The organism is Streptomyces sp. NPDC001822 (assembly GCF_042892135.1).
Classification (GTDB): Bacteria; Actinomycetota; Actinomycetes; order Streptomycetales; family Streptomycetaceae; genus Streptomyces.
This window is the reverse complement of sequence record NZ_JBIATW010000005.1, coordinates 1-21,660: the sequence shown is the minus strand read 5'-3', so window position 1 is coordinate 21,660 and position 21,660 is coordinate 1. Positions and strand designations below refer to the sequence as shown.

The following is a 21,660-nucleotide window of genomic DNA, read 5'->3' as shown; positions in this document are numbered from 1 at the left end:
CGCCCGGCGAGGCGGCCGGGCCGGGTGCGACGCGAGTGGCCGAAGCCGGTCGTGGCGCTTCACCGGCTCTCCTCGCACACGCCGTCTGCCGGGGGAGAATCCGCATGGTCACGCTCGCCGAGGTCGCCCAGCACGCCGGAGTCTCGGCGAGCACGGTGAGCTACGTCCTCAGCGGGAAGCGGTCGATCTCCGCTCCCACCCGGGAGCGTGTGGAGGACAGCATCCGGCAGTTGGGCTACCACCCCAACGCCGGCGCACGGGCACTCGCCAGCAGCAGATCCAACATCATCGCGCTGATGGTGCCGCTGCGTACGGACATGTACGTGCCGGTCATGATGGAGATCGCCGTCGCCGTCGCCACCGGCGCACGTCGGCACGGCTACGACGTCCTGCTCCTCACCGGGGAGGAGGGCCCCGCGGCCGTCCGGCGTATCGCCGGGAGTTCCCTGGCGGACGCGATGATCCTCATGGACGTCGAGCTGGAGGACGAACGGCTGCCGCTGCTCCGCGAATCGGGCCGGACCGCCGTCCTCATCGGGCTGCCCGCCGACGCCTCCGGGCTGACCTGCGTCGACCTGGACTTCGAGGCCACGGGAGCGCTCTGTGTGGACCACCTCGCGGGACTCGGCCACCGTGAGATCGCGGTGGTCGGTGAGGCACCCGCCGTCTACGAGCGCCGCACCGGCTTCGCCGAGCGCACCAGGGACGGCATCCGGGCCAGGGCCCGGGAGACGGGCACCCGCGTCCTGCACCGGCCCTGCGAGGGCGGATACGCGGCGACGGCGGGCACCCTCGCGCGGATCTTCGACGAGCGGCCGGGCACGACCGGATTCATCGTCCAGAACGAGGCGGCCGTCGAGCCGCTGCTCAATCTCCTCCAGCAGCAGGGGCGGGCGGTGCCGGAGGACGTGTCGGTCATGGCGATCTGCCCCGAGCAGGTGGCCACGCAGGCGTCGGTGCGCCTCACCTCCGTCGCCATTCCGGCGCAGGAGATGGGGCGCCGCTCCGTCGAGCAGGTGGTGGCCAAACTCGCGGGACGCGAAGCGGACGAAGTCGATCTGTTGGAACCCGTCCTGACGACCCGCGCGAGCACGGGCCCCGCGCCGGTCTGACACGACGGGAATCGTCCCGCCACTGCATCCCCGGAGGCCTACGGGTGCCCCGGGGGCCCCGGAGACAGCGGAGACAGCGGAGGCCCTTGAGTGCCCCGGCTCACCGGCGAGCACGTCATCGCGCGCGTACGGAGAGTGGCGCATGCCGACACACGGTGCGCGTGGGAACACCCACCGTGCGGTACGGGCGGCCGCCGTCGCACGGGATCGCGCCGCGCGCTGCCCCGCGCCCTTGCTGCCCTGCGCCCGCGCTGCCCCGCGTACGCACCGCACGGGAAGCAGCCGTCGTCGTACGCACGCGCGGTGGCCGCGGTTCGGCGCCGACAGGGAGCGCCGACAGGGAGCGTCGGCAGTGAGTCGCATCACCCAGGGTGAATTTCTCGGCATACATTCCGCCGGACAGGAGAGGTGTCCGGGCTGCTGGTGTGCCCCATCCCGGTCCACCGGCGCGGAACAGTGCTCGGCCGGACCGGTGCGGAGCAACCCAGGCACGGAAGGCAGATCGCTACATGTCGGCTCACCTCTCGTCGGCCAGTCCGGCAGCGGCACTGGAGACCATCCACATCGACGGCACCTGGCGCGCCGCCGTCTCGGGCGCCACGCGCGAGATCCTGGACCCCGCCGACGCCACCGTCCTGGCCCTCGTCTCCGAGGGCGGGGCCGAGGACACCGACGCCGCCGTGGCCGCCGCCCGCCGCGCCTTCGACGACGGCCCCTGGCCCCACCGGCCCGTCGCCGAGCGGGCCGGGCTCCTGCGCCGTGTCGCCGCCCTCCTCCAGCGGGACCGCGAGGAGATCGCGATCACCGAGAGCCGTGACACGGGCAAGACCCTGGAGGAGGGCCGGGTCGACGTCGACGACGTGACCAACGCCTTCCGCTACTTCGCCGACCTCGTCATGAACGAGAGCGGCGGCCGGGTCGTCGACGCGGGCGACCCCGACGTGCACAGCATCGTCGTGCACGAGCCGGTCGGTGTCTGCGCCCTGATCGCCCCGTGGAACTACCCGCTGCTCCAGGCCAGTTGGAAGATCGCCCCGGCCCTCGCCGCCGGCAACACGTTCGTGCTCAAGCCCAGCGAGGTGACCCCGCTCTCCACCGTGCACCTGATCCGGCTGCTCGCGGAGGCCGGGCTCCCCGCCGGGGCCGCCAACCTCGTCACCGGCGCGGGCGACCCCGTCGGCGCCAGGCTGTCCGAGCACCCGGACGTCGACATGGTCTCCTTCACCGGCGGTCTCGCCAGCGGCACGAAGGTGGCACAGGCCGCCGCGCCGACGGTCAAGAAGGTCGCCCTGGAGCTGGGCGGCAAGAACCCCAACGTCGTCTTCGCCGACGCCTGTGCCACCGAGAGCGGCTTCGACACCGCGGTCGACCAGGCGCTCAACGCGGCGTTCTTCCACAGTGGTCAGGTCTGTTCCGCCGGTGCCCGCCTCATCGTCGAGGAGTCCGTCCGGGACCGCTTCGTCGCCGAGCTCGCCCGTCGCGCCGACGCGATCCGGCTCGGCCGGGGCACCGTGGAGGGTGTCGAATGCGGCCCCCTGGTCTCCGCGCAGCAACTCGCCAAGGTGGAGGCCTACGTGGCGTCCGCCCGTGAGGAGGGTGCGGTCGTCCGGTCCGGCGGCGCGCGACCCGAACCCTCGGACGTCCGGCCCGTCGGCGGCTACTTCTACCGTCCGACGGTCCTGGACGGCTGCCACCGGGAGATGAAGGTGGTCCGCGAGGAGACCTTCGGCCCGATCCTCACCGTCGAGACCTTCCGTACCGAGGAGGAGGCCGTCACGCTGGCCAACGACACCGACTACGGACTGGCCGGCGCGGTGTGGACCACCGACGCCGGCCGCGCCCGGCGCGTCGCCGGCCGGCTGCGGCACGGCACCGTCTGGATCAACGACTACCACCCCTACCTCCCGCAGGCCGAGTGGGGCGGCTTCGGCAAGTCCGGCACGGGCCGTGAACTCGGCCCCGCCGGCCTCGCGGAGTACCGCGAGGCCAAGCACATCTACCAGAACCTCAACCCGCGCCCCCAGCGCTGGTTCGCCGGCTGAAGCCCCCGCCCGGCCGCGCACGATCCGGCCGGCCCACGCGTCATCCCCACCCGCCCCGGTTCCCCATCCGCCCGAACGCATCTCCCCCCACCGCCCCGGCTGTTCGCAGCAGCGCGCACACGTCAGCACCTTGCAGAAGGAGCACCGATGCCCCCGTCCCCCAGCACCGCACGCCCCGAACCCGCCGACTACGTGATCGTCGGAGGAGGCACCGCAGGATCGGTCATCGCCTCCCGGCTGACCGAGGACCCCGGCGTCACCGTCACCCTGGTCGAGGGCGGGCCGACGGACATCGGCCGTGAGGACGTCCTGACGCTCCGCCGCTGGCTCGGCCTGCTCGGCGGAGACCTCGACTACGACTACCCCACCACGGAGCAGCCACGCGGCAACTCCCACATCCGGCACAGCAGGGCCCGGGTCCTGGGAGGCTGCTCCTCCCACAACACGCTGATCAGCTTCAAGCCGCTGCCCGGCGACTGGGACGAGTGGGCCGAGTCCGGCGCCGAGGGCTGGGACGCGGCGTCCATGGACCCCTACTTCGCCCGGCTGCGCAACAACATCGTGCCCGTGGACGAGAAGGACCGGAACGCCATCGCCCGCGACTTCGTCGACGCGGCCCGGGCGGCGGCCGGGGTCCCGAGGGTGGAGGGCTTCAACCGCGCACCGTTCCACGAGGGCGCGGGCTTCTTCGACCTGGCGTACCACCCGGAGAACAACAAGCGCTCCTCCGCGTCCGTCGCCTACCTCCACCCGCACATCGAGGCGGGCGACCGCCCCAACCTCTCGATCCTGCTGGAGACATGGGCGTACCGGCTGGAGTTCGACGGCAACCGCGCCACCGGGGTGCACGTGCGCACCGAGGACGGCGAGGAGCACCTGCTGCGCGCCACGCGTGAGGTCATCGTCTGCGCGGGTGCGGTCGACACGCCCCGGCTGCTCATGCTCTCCGGTGTCGGCCCGGCGAAGGACCTGACCGGTCTCGGCATCCCCGTCGTCCACGACGCTCCGGGCGTCGGCGAGAACCTGCTCGACCACCCCGAGTCGGTCATCGTCTGGGAGACCGACGGCCCCATCCCGGAGAACTCCGCCATGGACTCCGACGCGGGCCTCTTCGTGCGGCGCGACCCCGGCTCCCGGGGCCCCGACCTGATGTTCCACTTCTACCAGATCCCCTTCACCGACAACCCGGAGCGCCTCGGCTACGAGAGGCCCGAGCACGGGGTGTCGATGACCCCGAACATCCCCAAGCCGCGCAGCCGCGGCCGCCTCTACCTCACCAGCGCCGACCCCGAGGTGAAGCCCGCCCTGGACTTCCGCTACTTCACCGACGAGGACGACCACGACGGCCGCACGCTGGTCGACGGGATCAAGCTCGCCCGCGAGATAGCGAGGACCGAGCCGCTCGCCCACTGGCTGAAGCGCGAGGTGTGCCCGGGGCCCGAGGTGACGTCCGACGAGGACATCAGCGAGTACGCCCGCAAGGTCGCGCACACCGTCTACCACCCGGCGGGTACCTGCCGGATGGGGGCCGTGGGCGACCCCACCGCGGTCGTCGACCCCCAGCTGCGGATCCAGGGCCTGGAGGGCATCCGGATCGCCGACGCGTCCGTCTTCCCGACCATGCCCGCCGTGAACCCCATGATCGGCGTGCTGATGGTGGGCGAGAAGTGCGCCGAACTGCTCCGTGCGACCCCGACCACCGGAGGCGATGTCCGATGACCGAAGCCCGTACCGCTGTGTTCACCGAAGCCGGCACCCCGGTGTTCAGCGTCAAGAACCTCTGGAAGGTCTTCGGCCCCAGGGCCGACCGCATCCCCGGCAGCGAGTACGCCGCCCTGCCGCCCGCCGAACTGCGCGAGCGCACCGGCTGCACCGCCGCCGTGCGCGACGTCTCCTTCGACGTGCAGAAGGGCGAGGTCTTCGTCGTCATGGGCCTGTCGGGCTCCGGCAAGTCCACGCTCGTGCGCTGTCTCACCCGTCTCATCGAGCCCACCAGCGGCACCCTCGCCATCGACGGCGAGGACGTCCTCGCCATGGACACCACCCGGCTGCGCGAACTGCGCCGCCACCGCGCCGCGATGGTGTTCCAGCACTTCGGCCTGCTGCCGCACCGCACCGTCCTCGACAACGTCGCCTACGGCCTGGAGATCCAGGGCCTCGGCAAGTCCGAGCGGCGCGCGAGGGCCGCCGAACTGGTGGAGAAGGTCGGCCTCGCCGGCCTCGAGGACCGCCGCCCGGCCCAGCTCTCCGGCGGCCAGCAGCAGCGCGTCGGCCTTGCCCGGGCGCTCGCCGTCGACCCGTCCGTGCTGCTCTTCGACGAGCCCTTCAGCGCCCTCGACCCGCTCATCCGCCGCGAGATGCAGGACGAGGTCGTCCGGCTGCACCGCGAAGAGGGCCGCACCATGGTCTTCATCACCCACGACCTCGGCGAGGCGCTCCGGCTGGGCACCCGCATCGCGCTGATGCGGGACGGCGGCATCGTCCAGATCGGGACCCCCGAGGAGATCGTCGGCTCGCCCGCCGACGACTACGTACGCGAGTTCGTCCGCGACGTGCCGCGCGAGCAGGTTCTCACCGTCGCCACCGCGATGCGTCCGCCGGCCGCCGGGGACGCGGACGGCGGTCCGGCCGTACGGCCGGGCGCCACCGTCTCCGAGGCCATCGAGGCCGTATCGCGCTCGGGCGGCTCCGTCGCCCGGGTGATGGAGGACGGCAGGCTGCTCGGGGTCGTCGACCACGCCTGCCTGCTCGACGTGGTCGCGGGCACGGGAGCCCGTGGGGTGACCGTCTGATGGCCACCGCACAGGCGACCACGCGTACCGCCGCCGGCCCTCCGGGCAGCCGCCCGCTCGCCGCCCTGCGCGGCCGGCCCGCACTCGGGAAGATCCTCCTGCTGATGGTGGTCGCCGCCGTCGCGGTCCCCGTCGTGCACGCCCGCTGGGGAGGCGGCGCCTGGCCCGGCGCTCTCACCGTGGACCTGACCGGCCCCCTCGGCGAGGTCAACGACTGGATCATCGGCAACCGCGACAGCCACCCGCTGTTCCTCTACTTCTTCGGCCACATCAGCAACGCCGTCGTCCTGTCGGTGCGCGGTGTCTACCTCACCCTGCTGGCCCTCGGCTGGGCGGGCGTCACCGCCGTCGCCGCGCTCATTGCGTGGCGTGCGGCCGGATGGCGGCTGGCGCTGACCGCCGGTGTGTCCTTCCTCGTCTGCGGAGTGCTCGGCATGTGGGTGCCGACCATGCAGACCCTGGCGCTGATGATCGTCGCGGTGCTCGCCTCCGTGGTGCTGGGTCTGGTCCTCGGGCTGGCGGGAGGGCTCTCGGACCGTACGTTCCGCGTCCTGCGCCCCGTGCTGGACACCATGCAGGTGCTGCCCGCCTTCGCCTATCTGCTGCCCGTCGTGCTGGTCTTCGGCATCGGTGTGCCCGGCGCGGTCCTCGCGACCGTCGTCTACGCCGCCCCGCCGATGGCCCGGCTCACCGCGCTCGGACTGCGCGGCGCCGACGCCGGAGTCATGGAGGCCGTCGCCTCGCTCGGCGCGACCGGCCGGCAGCGTCTGCTGACCGCCCGGCTGCCACTGGCTCGCAAGGAACTCCTCCTCGGGCTCAACCAGACCATCATGATGGCGCTCTCCATGGCCGTCATCGCCTCCGTCATCGGTGCCGGCGGCCTCGGCGACCGCGTCTACCAGGCGCTGTCCTCGGTCGACGTCGGCGCCGCGCTCGCCGCCGGCGTCCCCATCGTGCTGCTCGCCGTCGTGCTCGACCGCACGACGGAGGCCGCCGGCCGGAGGATCGGGGCGGAGCCCACCGGGCCCGCCGCCCTGCGGGGAGCGCGCGGCTGGGTGATCGCCGCCCTGGCCGGCGCCGTCGTGGCCGTGGCGGGCCGCTTCGCCGGGGGCCGGATCTGGCCCGACGGCGGCGTCGTCGCCATCGCGGGACCGGTCAACACGGCCAAGGACTGGATGGTCGACCACCTCTACACCGGCGTTCCCCTCATCGGTGGAACCGCCGACTGGGCCGCGCACTTCACCAACTGGATCCTCAACCCGCTGCGCGGCGGGCTGCAGGGGCTGCCCTGGTGGTCCGTACTCCTGATCGTCGCCGCGCTCGCCTGGACCATCGGCACCTGGCGCACGGCGCTCACCGCCGTGCTGGCCATGGCGGCGATCGGGGTCCTCGGTGTGTGGGACCTGTCGATGGACACGCTCAGCCAGGTCATCGCCGCCGTCGCGGTCACCCTGGTCCTCGGCTTCGCCATCGCGGTCGGCGCCGCACGCAGCCGGCGTTTCGAACGGCTGCTGCGACCCGTCCTGGACGTCTTCCAGACGATGCCGCAGTTCGTCTACCTCATCCCCGTCGTCGCCCTCTTCGGAGTCGGCCGTGCCCCCGCCGCGGCGGCCGCGATCGTCTACGCACTGCCCGCCGTCGTCCGGATCACCACCCAGGGACTGCGGGGCGTCGACCCCGCGGCGATGGAGTGCGCCCGCTCACTCGGCGCCACCAGCGGCCAGCAGCTCCGGCAGGTGCAGATCCCGCTGGCCAGGCCCGCGTTGCTGCTCGCCGTGAACCAGGGCGTCGTGCTGGTCCTCGCCGTCGTCATCATCGGCGGACTCGTCGGCTCCGGCGCGCTGGGCTACGACGTCGTGTTCGGCCTGGCTCAGGGCGACCTCGCCACCGGCCTCGTCGCGGGCGCCGCCATCGTCTGCCTCGGACTGATGCTGGACCGCGTCACCCAGCCCACCGCCCGCCGCCAGCGGAAGGAGAGCTGACATGGCTCGCACCCGGACCCGCGCCCGTATCCGCACCTCCGCGGCCGTCGCCTCAGCGGCTGCCCTGCTGGCCGTCACCGGCTGTGGCGCCGCGGACATGACCAAGCAGGCGAGCCCCTTCGCGGCCCCCGCCGACATCAAGACCGTCACCCTGTCCGTCCAGTCCTGGGTCGGTGCGCAGGCCAACGTGGCCGTCGCGCAGAAGATCCTCCAGGACGAGCTGGGCTACCGCGTCGACCTCGTGCAGACCGACGAGGTACCCGCCTGGGACGCCCTCAGCCAGGGCCGCGTGGACGCCATCCTGGAGGACTGGGGCCACCCGGACCAGGAGAAGCTGTACGTCGAGGACAAGAAGACCATCGTGCCCGGCGGCGACCTCGGCGTCACCGGCCACATCGGCTGGTACGTCCCCGAGTACTGGGCGGACGAGCACCCGGACGTCACGGACTGGAAGAACCTCGACAAGTACGCCGACGAGCTCCGCACCCCGGAGAGCGGCGACAAGGGCCAGCTGATGGACGGTTCGCCGTCCTACGTCACCAACGACAAGGCGCTGGTGAAGAACCTCGGCCTCGACTACAAGGTCGTCTTCGCCGGTTCCGAGGCCGCGCAGATCACCCAGATGCAGCAGTTCGCCAAGGAGAAGAAGCCCTTCCTCAGCTACTGGTACCAGCCGCAGTGGCTGTTCAACGAGGTGCCGATGGTCGAGGTGAAGCTGCCGGAGTACTCCGACGCGTGCGGGGCGAAGGCTCCCGAGGACATCGACTGCGCCTACCCGAAGACCCCGCTGCAGAAGTATCTGAACGCGGGCTTCGCCGAGCGGGGAGGGGACGCGGCGGCCTTCCTGAAGAAGTTCTCGTGGTCCGAGAAGGACCAGAATGAGGTCTCGGAGCTCATCGCCTCCGAGCGCCTGTCGCCCGACGAGGCGGCCGGCCGGTGGATCGAGGAGCACCCCGGCACCTGGAAGAAGTGGCTCGGCCGGTGAGCTGAGCCCGGGAACCTCCCCGGCACACGGTAGGCCGTCGCGGCACCGCACGCGGCGGCCTACCGTGTGCCGGGGGCAAGTCCTCCCTGCGGAGCGGGCGTTCCGGAAGCCGGGGGAGCGCGTACGGGCCGGTGACCCGCCACTTCCCTCAGAAGAGAAAGAAGCGCTTCCGACTATTCACTCAGTACATGTACTGAGGATATAGTTGCTCGCATGAGCACCCGTCACGTCCTTCTGGGCCTGCTCGCAGCAGGTCCCCGCCACGGTTACGAAATGAAGCGGCAGCACGACGCCCGCTTCCCCCAGGCCCGCCCGCTCGCATACGGGCAGGTCTACACGACCTTGCAACGCCTGGTCCGCGACGGTCTGGCCGAGGTCGAGGGCACCGGTTCCGAAGGAGGTCCGGAACGCACCCTCTACCGCACGACGGACAGCGGTTCACGCGAACTCGTCCGGTGGTCCGAGGAGATCACCGCGCCCGCCCCCTTCGTGACGAACGAGATCTTCGCCAAAGTGGTGGTCTCCATCCTCGTCGCGGCCGCCGGCACCCGGGCGGACCCGGACGGGCCCGGACCTGATGCCACCTCATATCTCCGGGCCCAGCGCGCCGCACACATGGAGCGGATGCGTGAGCTGACCGCACTCAAGACCATGCCGGGCGCCGATCTGAGCACGGTGCTGTCGGCCGACTACGCCCTCGCCCATCTGGACGCCGACGTGCGGTGGATGAACACCACCTCGGCCCGAATCGACACCCTGACCGCGGAGGTCAACGCGACATGAGCACACGGGTAGTACAGCCTCCCTCGAAGGCGGCCGCGCTGATCTCGGCACGCGGCCTGACGAAGACCTACGGAAGGACCGAGGCCTTACGGGGCGCCTCGCTCGACCTCCACGAGGGCGAGATCCTCGCGGTCACCGGAACGAGCGGGAGTGGCAAGTCCACCCTGCTGCACTGCCTGGCGGGAATCGTCCGTCCCGACGACGGAACCGTCACCTACAGGGGCGAACAGCTCGGCCTGCTGTCCGAGGACCGGCTCAGCGAGCTGCGGCGCGACGACTTCGGGGTGGTGTTCCAGTTCGGACAGCTGATCCCCGAACTCAGCGCGCTCGACAACGTGGCACTCCCTTTGCTGCTCGCGGGAAGCCGCCGCAAGGCGGCCCAGGAGCGGGCGGGGGAGTGGCTGGAGCGATTCGGTGTCCGGGGCCAGGCCGCATTCCGCCCCGGTGAGATGAGCGGTGGCCAGAGCCAACGGGTCGCGCTCGCAAGGGCCCTGGTCACACAACCCAGGGTGGTCTTCGCGGACGAGCCGACCGGGGCGCTCGACGCGCTCGCCGGAGAGCAGGTGATGACCGCGCTGGTGCACATCGCGAGGGAGTCGGCCACCGCCGTACTGCTGATCACACACGACGCGCAGACCGCGGCGTACGCGGACCGCGAAGTACTGCTGCACGACGGGACCGTCCCGGCGGGTTCGGCCGGCGCCACCGGTCAGGAGGCCGTCCGTCATGAGAACTGACCTGCGCATCGCATGGACCCTCTCGCGCGGCTCGGAGCGCCGCGAGTGGTGGAGATTCTCGCTCACCCTTGTCGCGGCACTGCTCGCGACGGGCTTCGCACTCGCGGCGGCAGGGGTCGCCGCGGTGGCGGGGCAGGTGTCGATCCCGTTCGCACATGGTCTGCTGGACCGTCCCGGCGAGCGTGCCGGCGTCGTGTTCACGCTCGTGCTCCTGCTGATTCCCGTGCTGGGCCTGCTCGCCCAGTGCGCCCGCCTGGGCGCCGTGCACCGCCATCGGCGGCTCGCCGCGATGCGGCTCGCGGGGGCGACCCCCGCGCAGGTACGCCGGATCGCCGCCGCGGAGTCCGCGTTCCCCTGCCTGGCCGGCTCCACGTCCGGTCTCGCGGCGTTCGCCGTTCTCCTCGCCACCCGCGGACACGACCCACGCCCCGTCGAGTGGGCGGTGTTCGTGGCGATCGCCCTCTCCGTGCCCGTGCTCGCCACGGCGGTCGGCGCCTTCGCCCTGCGCCGCGTGGTGTCCTCGCCCCTCGACCACGTCCGCAGGACAACCCGGACCGGGGGCCCCGGCCGATGTTCGTCCTCCTGCTCGTGGCCGCCCTGGCCGCCATCGCGGCGCTGCTCGTTCTGCTCCCGGTCAGGACGGCGGCGACGCCGTTCGTCCTGTTCGTCCTCGGCCTGATCCTCCTCACCGGCGCGGTCACGATCTGGGCCGCGGGAGCGTCGGCCGCGTACGTCGGCCGCAGGCTGACCCTCCGAGCGCAGAGCCCGGCGGTGCTCATCGCGTCGGGCCGTCTCGCGCAGGACCCCTGGGCCACCGCCCGCACGCACGCCACGCTGTTGCTGGTCACCGTCGTCGCCACGGCCTTCACGGGAGTGCGCGGGGTTCTGCTGGTGACCCTCTCCGAGAACGGCTACACGCCGGACCAGCTGGCCTTCTACACCACGGGGATCGACCTCACCGGAGCCGCCGTGCTGGTCGCCGCGGCGATCAGCCTCTGCGGTCTCGCCGTGGGCACCGCCGAGCAGGTGGCCACCCGTCGCAGGGGCCTTGCTGCCCAGGCGGCCGCAGGGGTGCCCCACCGGGTACTGGCCGCCGCCATGCTCCTGGAGACCGCGCTCCCTCTCGCCCCCGCGCTCCTGCTCGCGGGTGCCGGCGGCTCGGCGGTGCACCTGGCTTACGCCTCGGTCGCGGGCACCACCGGCGCCGCGCCCTTCCTGCCGCTGCTCGTGCCCGTGGCGGTCTACGCGGCCTGCGTGCTGGCCGCGGCGACGTCACTGCCCCTGCTGCGGCGCACCGCCCATCCCGCGGAGCTTCGCTTCACCTGAGGGCCCTGGGGCGCGCCGGCGTCTAACCGCCGGTGCGCCCTTCCTCGTCACCGCCCACGGGGTGGTGCTCCGCCCCGCCCCCTGCCCGTGCCCCGACGACCAGGGTCGCCGCGACCAGCGCCGCTGCGATGCTGCCGGTCGCCAGCACGGGAGCCGGGCAGAAGGTCGAGGCCAGGACGGCGAGGACCGCGACCGGGTGGACGAGGTCGGTACGGCTGCGGATCTCCGACGCCCGGTGGTGCAGCAGCCACACCAGCGTGACGAAGACGGCGACCGGGACGGTGAACGCCGCCGCGGCGGCACGGTCCGAGAGGTGGCCGTGACCGGTGGTGTGCGCGACGTTCAGGGCCAGCCCCGCGCCGACGGCCGCCGCCGAGGCGAAGACGAAGTAGTGGCCGTAGCCCCAGAGGAGCGCGGACCTGAGTCCGGTGAGCCGGCGAGGGGCGTTCTGGGCGAAGTAGAGCCACCACAGGGCGAAGACCGTCAGGACACCGCCGACGACCAGCGTCGCGATGTCGCCGATCGCCGCCTCGTCGTCGAGGGCGGCGCGGACGGCGACGGTCGCCGCGGTGATGGTCTCGCCGAGGACGATCAGGGTGAAGAGGCCGTACCGCTCCGCGATGTGGTGGGGGTGCCAGGTGGTGTTGGCCACGCTCTCCGCCCAGACGGGGACGGCGAGTTCGGCCACGACCAGGACGCCGAAGAGGGGGAGGCCCCAGTCGTCGGGCACGGCCAGACGGGCGACCCAGCCGATCTGCACGATCAGGATGCCGGCCGCGTAGCGCAGGCAGCTGCGCCGGCGTTCGGGGTCGGAGTGGGCCGCGCGCAGCCACTGGGTGACCATGGCCAGCCGCATGACGACGTAGCCCCAGGTGATGACGGTGAAGTCCTCGTGTTCCACGGCCTGCGACACACCCGCGGCGAGCACGAGCGCGCCCGTGATCTGGACCAGGGTGAGCAGCCGGTACGGCACGTCGTCGGTGTCGTAGGCGGACGCGAACCAGGTGAAGTTCATCCACGCCCACCAGATCGCGAAGAACACCGTCGCGTAGCCGAGGATCCCGTGACCGACGTGGCCCCCGGCGAGTTCGTGCTCGAAGGCCCCGGACGCCTGGGCGACGGCAGTGACGAAACAGAGGTCGAAGAACAGCTCCAGGGCGGTCGCGGTGCGGTGTTCCTCGCTGGAGAGGCGGGCGACCATCGGCCGGTGCCATGCGTCGGCGGTGGGGTGTGACTGGCTCATGCGTACCCGGTTTCGGCGTGGAGGGCTGTTCGGGCCCGGCAGGCCGCACGGGCCCGGCCCGGTCGGCCCGCCCGGCGGCCTCCGGCCACGTTACGAGCGCGCGGCGAGCGTGCGCAACGCCGACGGGCCGTGGCGCGCGCCGGGTTGTCCCGTCCGTGAGCACGCGCACGGACGGGGAGGACCCCGAGGTCAGACGGCCGGTCGCACCTCCTCCGGTTCCGGACGCTCGAACTGCGTGCGGTGCAGTTCCTCGTACCGTCCCCCGGCGGCCAGCAGCGCGTCGTGCGTGCCCCGTTCGACGATGCGGCCGTCCTCGACGACGAGGATCAGGTCCGCCGACCGCACCGTCGACAGGCGGTGGGCGATGACCACCGCCGTACGCCCCTCCAGCGCCTCGGCGAGCGCCTCCTGCACGGCGGCCTCCGAGGTGGAGTCGAGGTGCGCGGTCGCCTCGTCCAGGATCACCACCCGCTGACGGGCCAGCAGCAGGCGCGCGATGGTGAGGCGCTGGCGTTCGCCCCCGGACAGCCGGTAGCCGCGCTCCCCGACGACCGTGTCCAGTCCCTGGGGCAGCGAGGCCACCAGCCCGTCCAGGCGGGACCGGCGCAGCGCGTCCCAGATCTCCTCCTCGGCCGCCTCCGGGCGGGCGAGGAGGAGGTTGCCCCGGACCGACTCGTGGAAGAGGTGGCCGTCCTGGGTGACCATGCCGAGCGTCTCCCGGATCGAGTCGGCCGTGAGGTCGGTCACGTCGACGCCGTTCAGCCGGACGGCACCGGCGTCGGTGTCGTACAGCCGGGGGAGCAGTTGCGCGATCGTCGACTTCCCCGCCCCGGAGGAACCGACCAGGGCGACCATCTGCCCGGGTTCCGCGGTGAAGGTGATGTCGTGCAGCACCCTGGCCCCGTCCCCGGAGTCGAGCGTGGCGACCTCTTCCAGCGAGGCCAGGGACACCTTGTCCGCGGACGGGTAGCCGAACGACACCCCGTCGAACTCGACGGACACCGGCCCGTCCGGCACCCGGCGGGCATCGGGCTTCTCGGCGATGAGCGGCCGGAGGTCGAGGATCTCGAAGACCCGCTCGAAGCTGACCAGTGCGCTCATGACCTCGACGCGTGCCCCGGCCAGTGAGGTCAGCGGTGCGTAGAGGCGCGTGAGGAGCAGGGCCAGGGCGACGACGGCCCCGGGCTCCAGGGTGCCGCGCAGCGCGTAGTACCCGCCGAGTCCGTAGACCAGGGCGAGGGCCAGTGCGGACACCAGGGTGAGCGCCGTGATGAAGGTGGACTGCAGCATCGCCGTGCGGATGCCGATGTCGCGCACCCGGCCCGCCCGGGCCGCGAACTCCGCGGACTCGTCGGCGGGACGGCCGAACAGCTTGATGAGCGTCGCGCCCGGTGCCGAGAAGCGCTCCGTCATCCGGGTGCCCATGGTGGCGTTGTGGCCGGCCGCCTCCCGCTGGAGCGCCGCCATCCGCGAACCCATCCGGCGGGCGGGGACGACGAACACGGGCAGCAGCATCAGGGCGAGCAGCGTGATCTGCCAGGAGATGGTCAGCATGACGGCCAGGGTCAGCAGCAGGGTGACGAGGTTGGAGACGACACCCGACAGGGTGTTGCTGAACGCCCGCTGCGCACCGATGACGTCGTTGTTGAGCCTGCTGACCAGCGCGCCGGTCCGGGTGCGGGTGAAGAAGGCGACCGGCATCCGCTGCACGTGGTCGAAGACAGCGGTGCGCAGATCGAGGATGAGCCCTTCACCGAGAGTCGCCGACAGCCACCGGGTGAGGAGCCCGAGTCCCGCCTCGGCCACGGCGATCAGTGCGATGAGCAGGGCGAGCCGGGTGACCGTCCCCGACCCCTCGCCCCGCACGATCGCGTCGACGACACCGCCGGCCAGCACCGGTGTGGCCACCGCCAGGAGCGCGGTGACCACGCTGAGTAGGAGGAAACGGCCGATCCGGCCCCGGTGCGGGCGGGCGAACCCACCGATGCGGCGCAGCGTGGCGCGGGAGAAGGGCCTCCGGTCCTCCTGCGCGTTCATCGCGCTGTGCAGTGAGTGCCAGGCGGTGACTTCCATGTCCATGCGGGGGCCTCCGTAGTGGGTCGGTACCCACCGAACGCTAGGACCTCAAGCGGACTTGAGGTCAAACGTTTCCCGCGGGCTTCACCCGGCCGCGCGGTTCACGCGCCCGTCCGGTCGTCGCCAGGACGTCCCGCTCCCCGGGACCGCCTGGGGAAGAGGGGCTGTGTTCCGGCCTCCAGGCGCAGGTGCGGGCCGTCGGGGTGGATCCGGACGTCGACGAACGGGCAACTCTTCAGCTGCCGGGACCGGACCCGCCCCCTCCTGCACGGCGTCAGCGGCACGGCGTCACGCCAGAGGGATGGTCACCTCGTCCTCGACCGGAGGATCGATCTCGTGGTCGAGGGTCCCGGTCGCCGAGTGGCAGCGCAGGCGGACCGAGGCCGGCGTGACGTCCAGCCTCAGGAAGCACTTGAAGAACGGCGGGCTGTACGTCGCCGAACCCGGCGAGAAGAGCTGCGTGTACGTCTTGCGCACCGGCAGTCGGAAGAACGTGGTGCGGCCGGGGCGGCTCCCGGCGCCGAGGAGACTGGCCACCAGCCGGATACGCCGGGTGACGCGAACGGGCTCCCCCTGCGCGCGGGTCGGCGGGATGCCGAGCCGTTCCGCGATCACCGCCGTGGCCTCGGCCTCGGTCAGCGTGAAGAAGCGGGGCATCCGCAGCCTGCGCCCGTACAGCCTGCTGTAGAAGGCCAGCGAGTCGCCGCGCAGCGGATAGCAGCGGAACTCGTCCTCCGTGACGTCGGCCACGGATATCCGCGGGACCGTGTGCGTGGCGTGCATGAACGCCCCGCCTCCACCGGCGACGACGTACTGGATCGTGCGTCCGTCGTCCACCCGTACCGGATACCGCTGGTAGTTGTGGATGTCGCCACCGATCGCGGCGACGTAGTGGTGCTCCGGGTCGCGCACGATGGCGTCCACCGTGCCACCGCCCTCGATGGAGCACGGGTGGTGTTCGCCGTCCACGTACAGCGGGGACCCGGTCACCAGTATCTTGGGCCGGTCGCCGCGCGAGACCTCGCGGAGCCAGCGGCCCTGCTCGGCGTCGACGGTGCCCAGCAGGCCCGTGTCGATGCCTATGATCCGTATCGGTCCGGCGTCGATGGCCCAGTACGGGCCCGGCTGGACGGCCTGTTGCGACGGCTCCGAGCGCAACGCCCGTGCCTCCGACAGACGTTGTTCGTCCGTCCCGCCCGGCGAGTGCCAGAGCAGCGAGCGGAACCAGGCCCGTGTCAGAGGGCGGGGCCGCGCCTCGGGTGCCAGCGGCGGTGACTCGCAGAAGACCCGCATGAAGCCTTGCAGGCCCTCGTACCAGTCGTGGTTGCCCGGTACCGCGTAGATGGGCGCCGGGTAGTCGCGGTAGGGGCGGAAGAACTTCGTGCCGTAGTCGTCGACGCCGCCCACCGGGTAGATCACGTCACTGGCGAGCACGGCGAAGTCCGTGCCCTGGCCGGCTTTCAGGAAGCCGGGCACCACGGCGTACTGGGGATCGTCACCTTCACCGGTGTCACCGATGACCATGAACGAGAAGTGGTCGGCGTCCGTGCGACGGACGATCGCGTCGGTGGGCGCACCGGCAGCCACGGCCTGCTCCACCCAGCGACTGCGGGTCCGGCCCGTCGGGTCCCCGAACCAGGAGGCGAGGACGCCGTTGCGGGCGGGCCACAGCGTCCTCGGATTCAGCCACGAGAGCTTCTCGACCTGGGCGGGCATCAGCGCTTTGTACGTGCCGAGCTGGGATTCTCCCCAGCCGGCGCCTTCTGGTGTGTCGCGTGAGGAGTGAGGCACGTGTGCACGGTAACAACCGGCCCTGCCTGCACCGGAGCAGGGGTCGGCGGCACGTGGCGGGCCACGGAACGAACGCCCCAGGGTTCACATGGCTCTGCTCAATGTGTGCAGGTTGTGCGGGGGTCACTGCGGCACAGATGGTCGGTCCCTTGCCTGCCCCGACTGCGGGCAGGACGGCTCGTCGCCGCGCACACACGTGTGCGTCCACGCGGGTGCTCCACCGACGGCCGGCCGGACCGGCGGCCGGTCCGCGCGCCGCTCGGGCGACCGCCGCGAGAGCAGGGACCGGTGCCAGGCGGCTCGCCAGGGTTCGGCCGTCGCGGGTCCGGGGCCGGACAGCACGGCCGGGACGGTCCCGGGAGGTCCGGCCGGGGGCGGAGGGGCGAGCGCCGCCGTGTAGAGGGCGGCGAGCAGATGGATGCCGAGCAGGGTGCCGGCCCGCTGCGCGGGGTGCATGCTCAGGACCTGCCGGGACGGGCGGAGTTCAGAGCGGGGGAGGTGCGCGCGCCGCGTGCCGCCGCGTGAGGGAGGCACGCGAGGAAGGTGTCGTTCATGGCGCCAGCCTTGCCCCCGCCCCCTCCGCACAGGACCGCACCTTCATCCGTTCGGCCCAGCGGACGCGTGAAGCGGTACACACCGCCGCCCGGGCGGGTGACCCCTCGCCGGCGGGCACCGGCCGAGCCGGGCTCGGCGTGACGCGGGCGCCGTTCCCGCCGGGCACGGGGCGCACCGCATACCGGAGGGCCGCGGGCTCGTTGCCCGCGGCCCTCCGGCCCCTCATGTCACTCCGTCAGACGCCCGGTGGCACCCGGGAGGGGCGCCCGCCGCCCCTGGTCAGGGAGTAGCCGAACACGGCCGCCAGCGCGGCGAGTACACCCCCGCCCACGGTCCACAGCCACCGGTCGGTCCACCAGCCGGAGGACCAGCCGTCCTCCGGATCACCGGCGAGCGGGGTGTCGGACTCCGATGTCGTGGAGGCCCGCTCGGCCGAGGACGCGCCCGGCACGAGCGGCTTCGCGAGGGTGCCGTCCACGTCGTACGCGCCACCCTGGTCGGTGGAGGTGGCCTCGGTCTCGACGTGGACCGGGAGTCCCAGGTCCTCCTCGGCCAGGCCGACCACCGTCAGGCGGACGTAGTAGGTGCCGGGCAGCGGATCGGACGCCCACGGCTCGGACCATGCGCGCACGGTACGCAGCACACAGGACAGCTCGACGGCGCTCGCGTCCGGCTGGGCCTTCCTGGTCTGATGGCCGTACATGCAGGCCTGTCGGCGGCGGAGTCCGTCGTACACGTCCACCTGCCAGGTCGACGCGCCGTGCCGGGTGGCGCCCTCCGGGAGGCTCACCTTCGCCCGCACCGTGGCCCGCTGGCCCGCGTCGGCGGGGAAGGACCAGTACAGGTAGTCGCCCGTGGACGCGTCCGCCGTGGCCTTCGTGCCCTGCTGGACCGCCGTCGCGGTGCGGAAGGTCGTGCCCGCCTCGGTCGGCCCCGCCGCCTCGCCGTCGGCCGGGCTCGCGCTCGCCGACGGGTCGTCCGCGAGCGCGGTCCCGCCCGAGGTGAGCAGCGCGACTCCCGCGAGCAGGGCGCCCGCGCAGGCGCGCCCGAGCGTGTTTCTACGGGTGGTACGCATCAGTTGGTCCTCCATACGGCGACGCGCCAGCGCGAGATCCAGCCGATCAGCAGACCGGCGATCAGCCCGGTCAGGACCATGACCCCCAGGAGCCACCAGCCCCGCCCGAGGCCGAAGGCCGCCGTGTCGGCGGCCTCGTCCGGCGCGTCCACCAGGTCGATGGTCAGCTCGACGGGCATGCCGGGGGTCGTCTTCACGGAGGGGGCCGCGGAGAAGGAGTTGCTGAGCTGGAGGCACACGGTCTCGGGCGCGGGGGCGGTGCCCTCCTCCGTGTCGTCCTCCTCGGCCTTCGGGTAGCGCAGGCCGGACGAGATCATGTCCGTACGCCCGGTGCCGGACTCCGAGCCCCGGACGATCTCCCGCCCGTGCCTGGTCACCGCGCGCAGGAGCACGCCGTAGTCGTCGGCGACCGCACGGTCCGCGGCCACACTGACGGAGGCGCGCAGTTCCTGACCCGGCGCCACGTCGACCCGGTACCAGCGGTGCGTGCCGATCACCTGGCGGTCGGTGTAGAGGCCGGCCTTCAGTTCGGGGGCCGCGGAGCAGCTGCCCGCACCCTCGGTGGCCACGGGGGTGACGACGGGCTCGGCGGCACGGTCGACCAGCTGGGTCACCCTGCCGGAGAGTTCGTCGGTGTTCTGGACCGCCGTGTAGGTGCCGCCGGTGGCCTCCGCGATGCAGGTCAGCTGCTGGCGGATCTTGGCGTTGGGCACCAGGCCCAGCGTGTCGATGACCAGGTGGATCCCGCGGGCGGCGATGTCACGGGCGACCTCGCAGGGGTCGAGCGGACCGCAGGTGTCCTCGCCGTCGGTGATCAGGACGATCCTCCGGGTGGAGTCGCCGCCCTTGAGGTCGTCGGCCGCACCGAGCAGTGCGGGGCCGATCGGGGTCCAGCCCGTCGGCGCCAGGGTGGCGACGGCGGTCTTGGCCTCCGTGCGGTCGAGCGGGCCGACCGGGTAGAGCTGCTTGGTGTCCTTGCAGCCCACCTTGCGGTCGTCGCCCGGGTAGTCGGCGCCCAGCGTACGGATGCCGAGCTCGACCTCCTCGGGCACCGCGTCCAGGACGTCGTTGAACGCCTGCTTGGCGGCGGATATCCGGGTCTCTCCGTCCATGTCGCGGGTGCGCATGGACCCGCTGACGTCGAGGACCAGCTCGACCTTCGGCGATGCGGCGGTGGGGGGTTCGTCGGCGGCGGCCGGGAGGGCGGTGCCGAGCCCGGCGGCCAGGGTGGCGAGCAGAGCGCACACCCCGGCCGTCAGCCGTTTTCTTATGATCATCGCCGGATCCTATTGAAGATCCGCAGTCATCCCCAAAACCGGTCCACCGGGCGCGATTTCGGAGCAGCCGCCTATCCGCCGAGCAGCGGACCGGCGGCCCTGTCGAGCACCGAGCCGATGCGCTCCCACGTCTCCGTGTCCCGCTCCAGCGGCGGGAGTTCGGCGCCGGTGCTGCCGGCCCCCGTGTTCCAGCGGGTCGCGATGGCGACCGGATCGCCGCCGCCCGCCGCGGACGCCGCCAGGGCGGCGGCGCCGAGCGCGACCAGTTCCCCGCTGCCGGGCACGATCAGCGGCCGGCCGGAGAGCCGGCGCACCGTCTCCACCCAGGTGCGGCCCTGGGCGCCGCCGCCGATCAGCCGCAGCGGCCTGCCGGCCACCTCGGGGTCGGCGGGGTCCAGGCCGCAGGCCCGCAGCAGTTCGTCCATGGCCCGGAGCACGGTGAAGGCCGCGCCCTCGTACGCGGCGCCCAGCAGCTGCTGCGGCGTGGTGTCGTGCCTGAGCCCGGTGAGGAGGCCCGACGAGGTGGGCAGGTCGGGGGTGCGCTCGCCGTCCAGGTACGGCAGGAGGACGGCCTCGCCGCCGGGCGCCGCGTCGTCGCGGTGCAGACCGAGCAGCGTGGCCACCTTGTCGACGGCCAGGGTGCAGTTGAGGGTGCAGGCGAGCGGGAGATACGTGCCGTCGGCGGCCGCGAACCCGGAGAGGGCGGGGGAGGCCGGCCGGGTCCGCGAGGCCGCGAACACCGTCCCCGACGTGCCGAGGCTGAGCACGGGGTGGTCCAGCAGCCCGGCGCCGCCCAGACCGAGGCCGACGGCGGCGCTCATGTTGTCCCCGGTGCCCGCCGCGACCGCGATCCCGGCGGGCAGGCCGAGCGTCTCCGCCGCGGACGCGGTCAGCGAGCCGATCCGGGTCCCGCCTCCCGCGGCGACCTCCGGCAGCATCGAGGCGTCCAGGCCCAGGAGTTCCAGGAGCTCGGGGTCGTACGCCCCGGTCGCGGTCGAGTACCAGCAGGTGCCCGACGCGTCGCCGGGATCCGTCGCCGCCGTGCCCGACAGCCGCTCGGTGAGGAAGTCGTGCGGCAGCCGGACGCCGGCCGCGGCGTCGGCGCTCGCCGGGTCGTTCTCGCGCAGCCAGCGCCACTTCGTGGCCGTCATGGACGCGACGGGCACGCTCCCGGTGCGCGCGGTCCAGGCCTCGGGCCCGCCCAGCTCGGCCACGAGCGCGGCCGCCTGCGGGGCGGAACGTGTGTCGTTCCACAGGAGTGCGGGGCGCAGGGGGCGGCCGGAGCGGTCGAGGACGACCAGGCCGTGCTGCTGGCCGGCGACACCGATGCCGACGACGGAGGACGGGGAGACCCCCGACTCCTTGAGCCCGGCCGCGACGGCGTCGCACAGCGCACGCCACCAGATCTCGGGATCGCTCTCGCGCGCCCCGCCCTCGCCCGTGACCACGTGCGGCGCGCGGCCGACGGCGAGCAGCTCACCGGTCTCGGTGTCGGTGACTGCGGCCTTCGTGGACTGGGTGGAGCTGTCCACGCCGATGACGACGGTACGCGGCGGCATGGCCTACCTCTTCTCGTGCGGTGTTCCGCTGGTGTCGATTTTGGGAGTGCGACAAACAAATTACGGGATCGAGGCCGCGCCGAACAGGGGCGTCCTTCGTTTCATGCTCCCGGGGGTTACGTCCGGCGGGTCCGGTGTGCATAATTAATCATGTCAATGAACAAATAGGCCCGGGTGGAGACGACGGTCCCGGACCGCAGTCAGGCGAAGGCGGACAGACGATGACGGAACGCTTCACTCCCACTCCTGCGGACAGGTTCACCTTCGGTCTCTGGACCGTGGGCTGGCGGGGCAACGACCCGTTCGGTGAGCCGACGCGTCCCGC

General features: G+C 72.5%; 17 protein-coding genes. 10 read left to right on the top strand and 7 right to left on the bottom strand.

Annotated elements, in window-relative coordinates; translation table 11 throughout:
- Positions 1–104 precede the first annotated feature (104 nt).
- The 10 genes from ACFYY2_RS13445 (at position 105) to ACFYY2_RS13400 (ending at position 11,759) form a co-directional block, all read left to right on the top strand.
- Complete coding sequence (locus ACFYY2_RS13445) at positions 105–1,112, top strand: LacI family DNA-binding transcriptional regulator (protein ID WP_388741391.1); 1,008 nt, start codon at positions 105–107, stop codon at positions 1,110–1,112.
- 509 nt (positions 1,113–1,621) lie between these two features.
- Positions 1,622–3,154 (top strand): aldehyde dehydrogenase family protein, encoded by a 1,533-nt coding sequence (locus ACFYY2_RS13440; RefSeq protein WP_388741388.1) that lies wholly within the window; start codon positions 1,622–1,624, stop codon positions 3,152–3,154.
- A gap of 147 nt (positions 3,155–3,301) precedes the next feature.
- Complete coding sequence (locus ACFYY2_RS13435; protein ID WP_388741386.1) at positions 3,302–4,873, top strand: GMC family oxidoreductase; 1,572 nt, start codon at positions 3,302–3,304, stop codon at positions 4,871–4,873.
- Complete coding sequence (locus tag ACFYY2_RS13430) at positions 4,870–5,946, top strand: glycine betaine/L-proline ABC transporter ATP-binding protein (RefSeq protein ID WP_388741384.1); 1,077 nt, start codon at positions 4,870–4,872, stop codon at positions 5,944–5,946. The genes ACFYY2_RS13435 and ACFYY2_RS13430 overlap by 4 nt, the downstream gene beginning before the upstream one ends.
- Positions 5,946–7,928, top strand: a complete 1,983-nt coding sequence (locus tag ACFYY2_RS13425; protein ID WP_388741382.1) for an ABC transporter permease — start codon at positions 5,946–5,948, stop codon at positions 7,926–7,928. The genes ACFYY2_RS13430 and ACFYY2_RS13425 overlap by 1 nt, the downstream gene beginning before the upstream one ends.
- A gap of 1 nt (position 7,929) precedes the next feature.
- Positions 7,930–8,913: an ABC transporter substrate-binding protein gene (locus ACFYY2_RS13420; RefSeq protein ID WP_388741379.1), complete on the top strand. Its 984-nt coding sequence runs from the start codon at positions 7,930–7,932 to the stop codon at positions 8,911–8,913.
- Positions 8,914–9,126: 213 nt separating this feature from the next.
- Entirely contained in the window at positions 9,127–9,696 is a 570-nt protein-coding gene (locus ACFYY2_RS13415; RefSeq protein WP_388741376.1) for a PadR family transcriptional regulator, read from the top strand.
- Positions 9,693–10,433, top strand: coding sequence for an ABC transporter ATP-binding protein (locus ACFYY2_RS13410; protein ID WP_388741373.1), 741 nt, complete (start codon positions 9,693–9,695; stop codon positions 10,431–10,433). The genes ACFYY2_RS13415 and ACFYY2_RS13410 overlap by 4 nt, the downstream gene beginning before the upstream one ends.
- Positions 10,423–11,112 carry an FtsX-like permease family protein gene (locus ACFYY2_RS13405; protein ID WP_388741370.1) on the top strand — a complete coding sequence of 230 codons (690 nt, stop codon included), beginning with the start codon at positions 10,423–10,425 and terminating at the stop codon, positions 11,110–11,112. Before ACFYY2_RS13410 ends, ACFYY2_RS13405 begins: the two co-directional genes overlap by 11 nt.
- Positions 11,004–11,759, top strand: a complete 756-nt coding sequence (locus ACFYY2_RS13400) for a hypothetical protein (RefSeq protein ID WP_388741368.1) — start codon at positions 11,004–11,006, stop codon at positions 11,757–11,759. The genes ACFYY2_RS13405 and ACFYY2_RS13400 overlap by 109 nt, the downstream gene beginning before the upstream one ends.
- Before the next feature lie 22 nt (positions 11,760–11,781).
- Here ACFYY2_RS13400 and ACFYY2_RS13395 read toward each other — a convergent pair whose 3' ends face one another.
- The 7 genes from ACFYY2_RS13395 to xylB form a co-directional block, all read right to left on the bottom strand.
- Positions 11,782–13,002 carry a low temperature requirement protein A gene (locus ACFYY2_RS13395; protein WP_388741366.1) on the bottom strand — a complete coding sequence of 407 codons (1,221 nt, stop codon included), beginning with the start codon at positions 13,000–13,002 and terminating at the stop codon, positions 11,782–11,784.
- Between the two features lie 189 nt (positions 13,003–13,191).
- On the bottom strand, positions 13,192–15,081 hold the full coding sequence (locus tag ACFYY2_RS13390; RefSeq protein WP_388741363.1) for an ABC transporter ATP-binding protein: 1,890 nt from the start codon (positions 15,079–15,081) through the stop codon (positions 13,192–13,194).
- Positions 15,082–15,366: 285 nt separating this feature from the next.
- Entirely contained in the window at positions 15,367–16,869 is a 1,503-nt protein-coding gene (locus ACFYY2_RS13385) for a metallophosphoesterase family protein (protein ID WP_388741360.1), read from the bottom strand.
- Between the two features lie 123 nt (positions 16,870–16,992).
- Positions 16,993–17,325: a hypothetical protein gene (locus ACFYY2_RS13380; RefSeq protein ID WP_388741357.1), complete on the bottom strand. Its 333-nt coding sequence runs from the start codon at positions 17,323–17,325 to the stop codon at positions 16,993–16,995.
- Positions 17,326–17,659: 334 nt separating this feature from the next.
- Entirely contained in the window at positions 17,660–18,499 is an 840-nt protein-coding gene (locus tag ACFYY2_RS13375; protein WP_388741354.1) for a hypothetical protein, read from the bottom strand.
- Positions 18,499–19,776 (bottom strand): VWA domain-containing protein, encoded by a 1,278-nt coding sequence (locus tag ACFYY2_RS13370; protein WP_388741351.1) that lies wholly within the window; start codon positions 19,774–19,776, stop codon positions 18,499–18,501. Before ACFYY2_RS13370 ends, ACFYY2_RS13375 begins: the two co-directional genes overlap by 1 nt.
- A 71-nt stretch (positions 19,777–19,847) precedes the next feature.
- Complete coding sequence (gene xylB, locus ACFYY2_RS13365) at positions 19,848–21,335, bottom strand: xylulokinase (protein WP_388741348.1); 1,488 nt, start codon at positions 21,333–21,335, stop codon at positions 19,848–19,850.
- Positions 21,336–21,660: the final 325 nt, after the last annotated feature.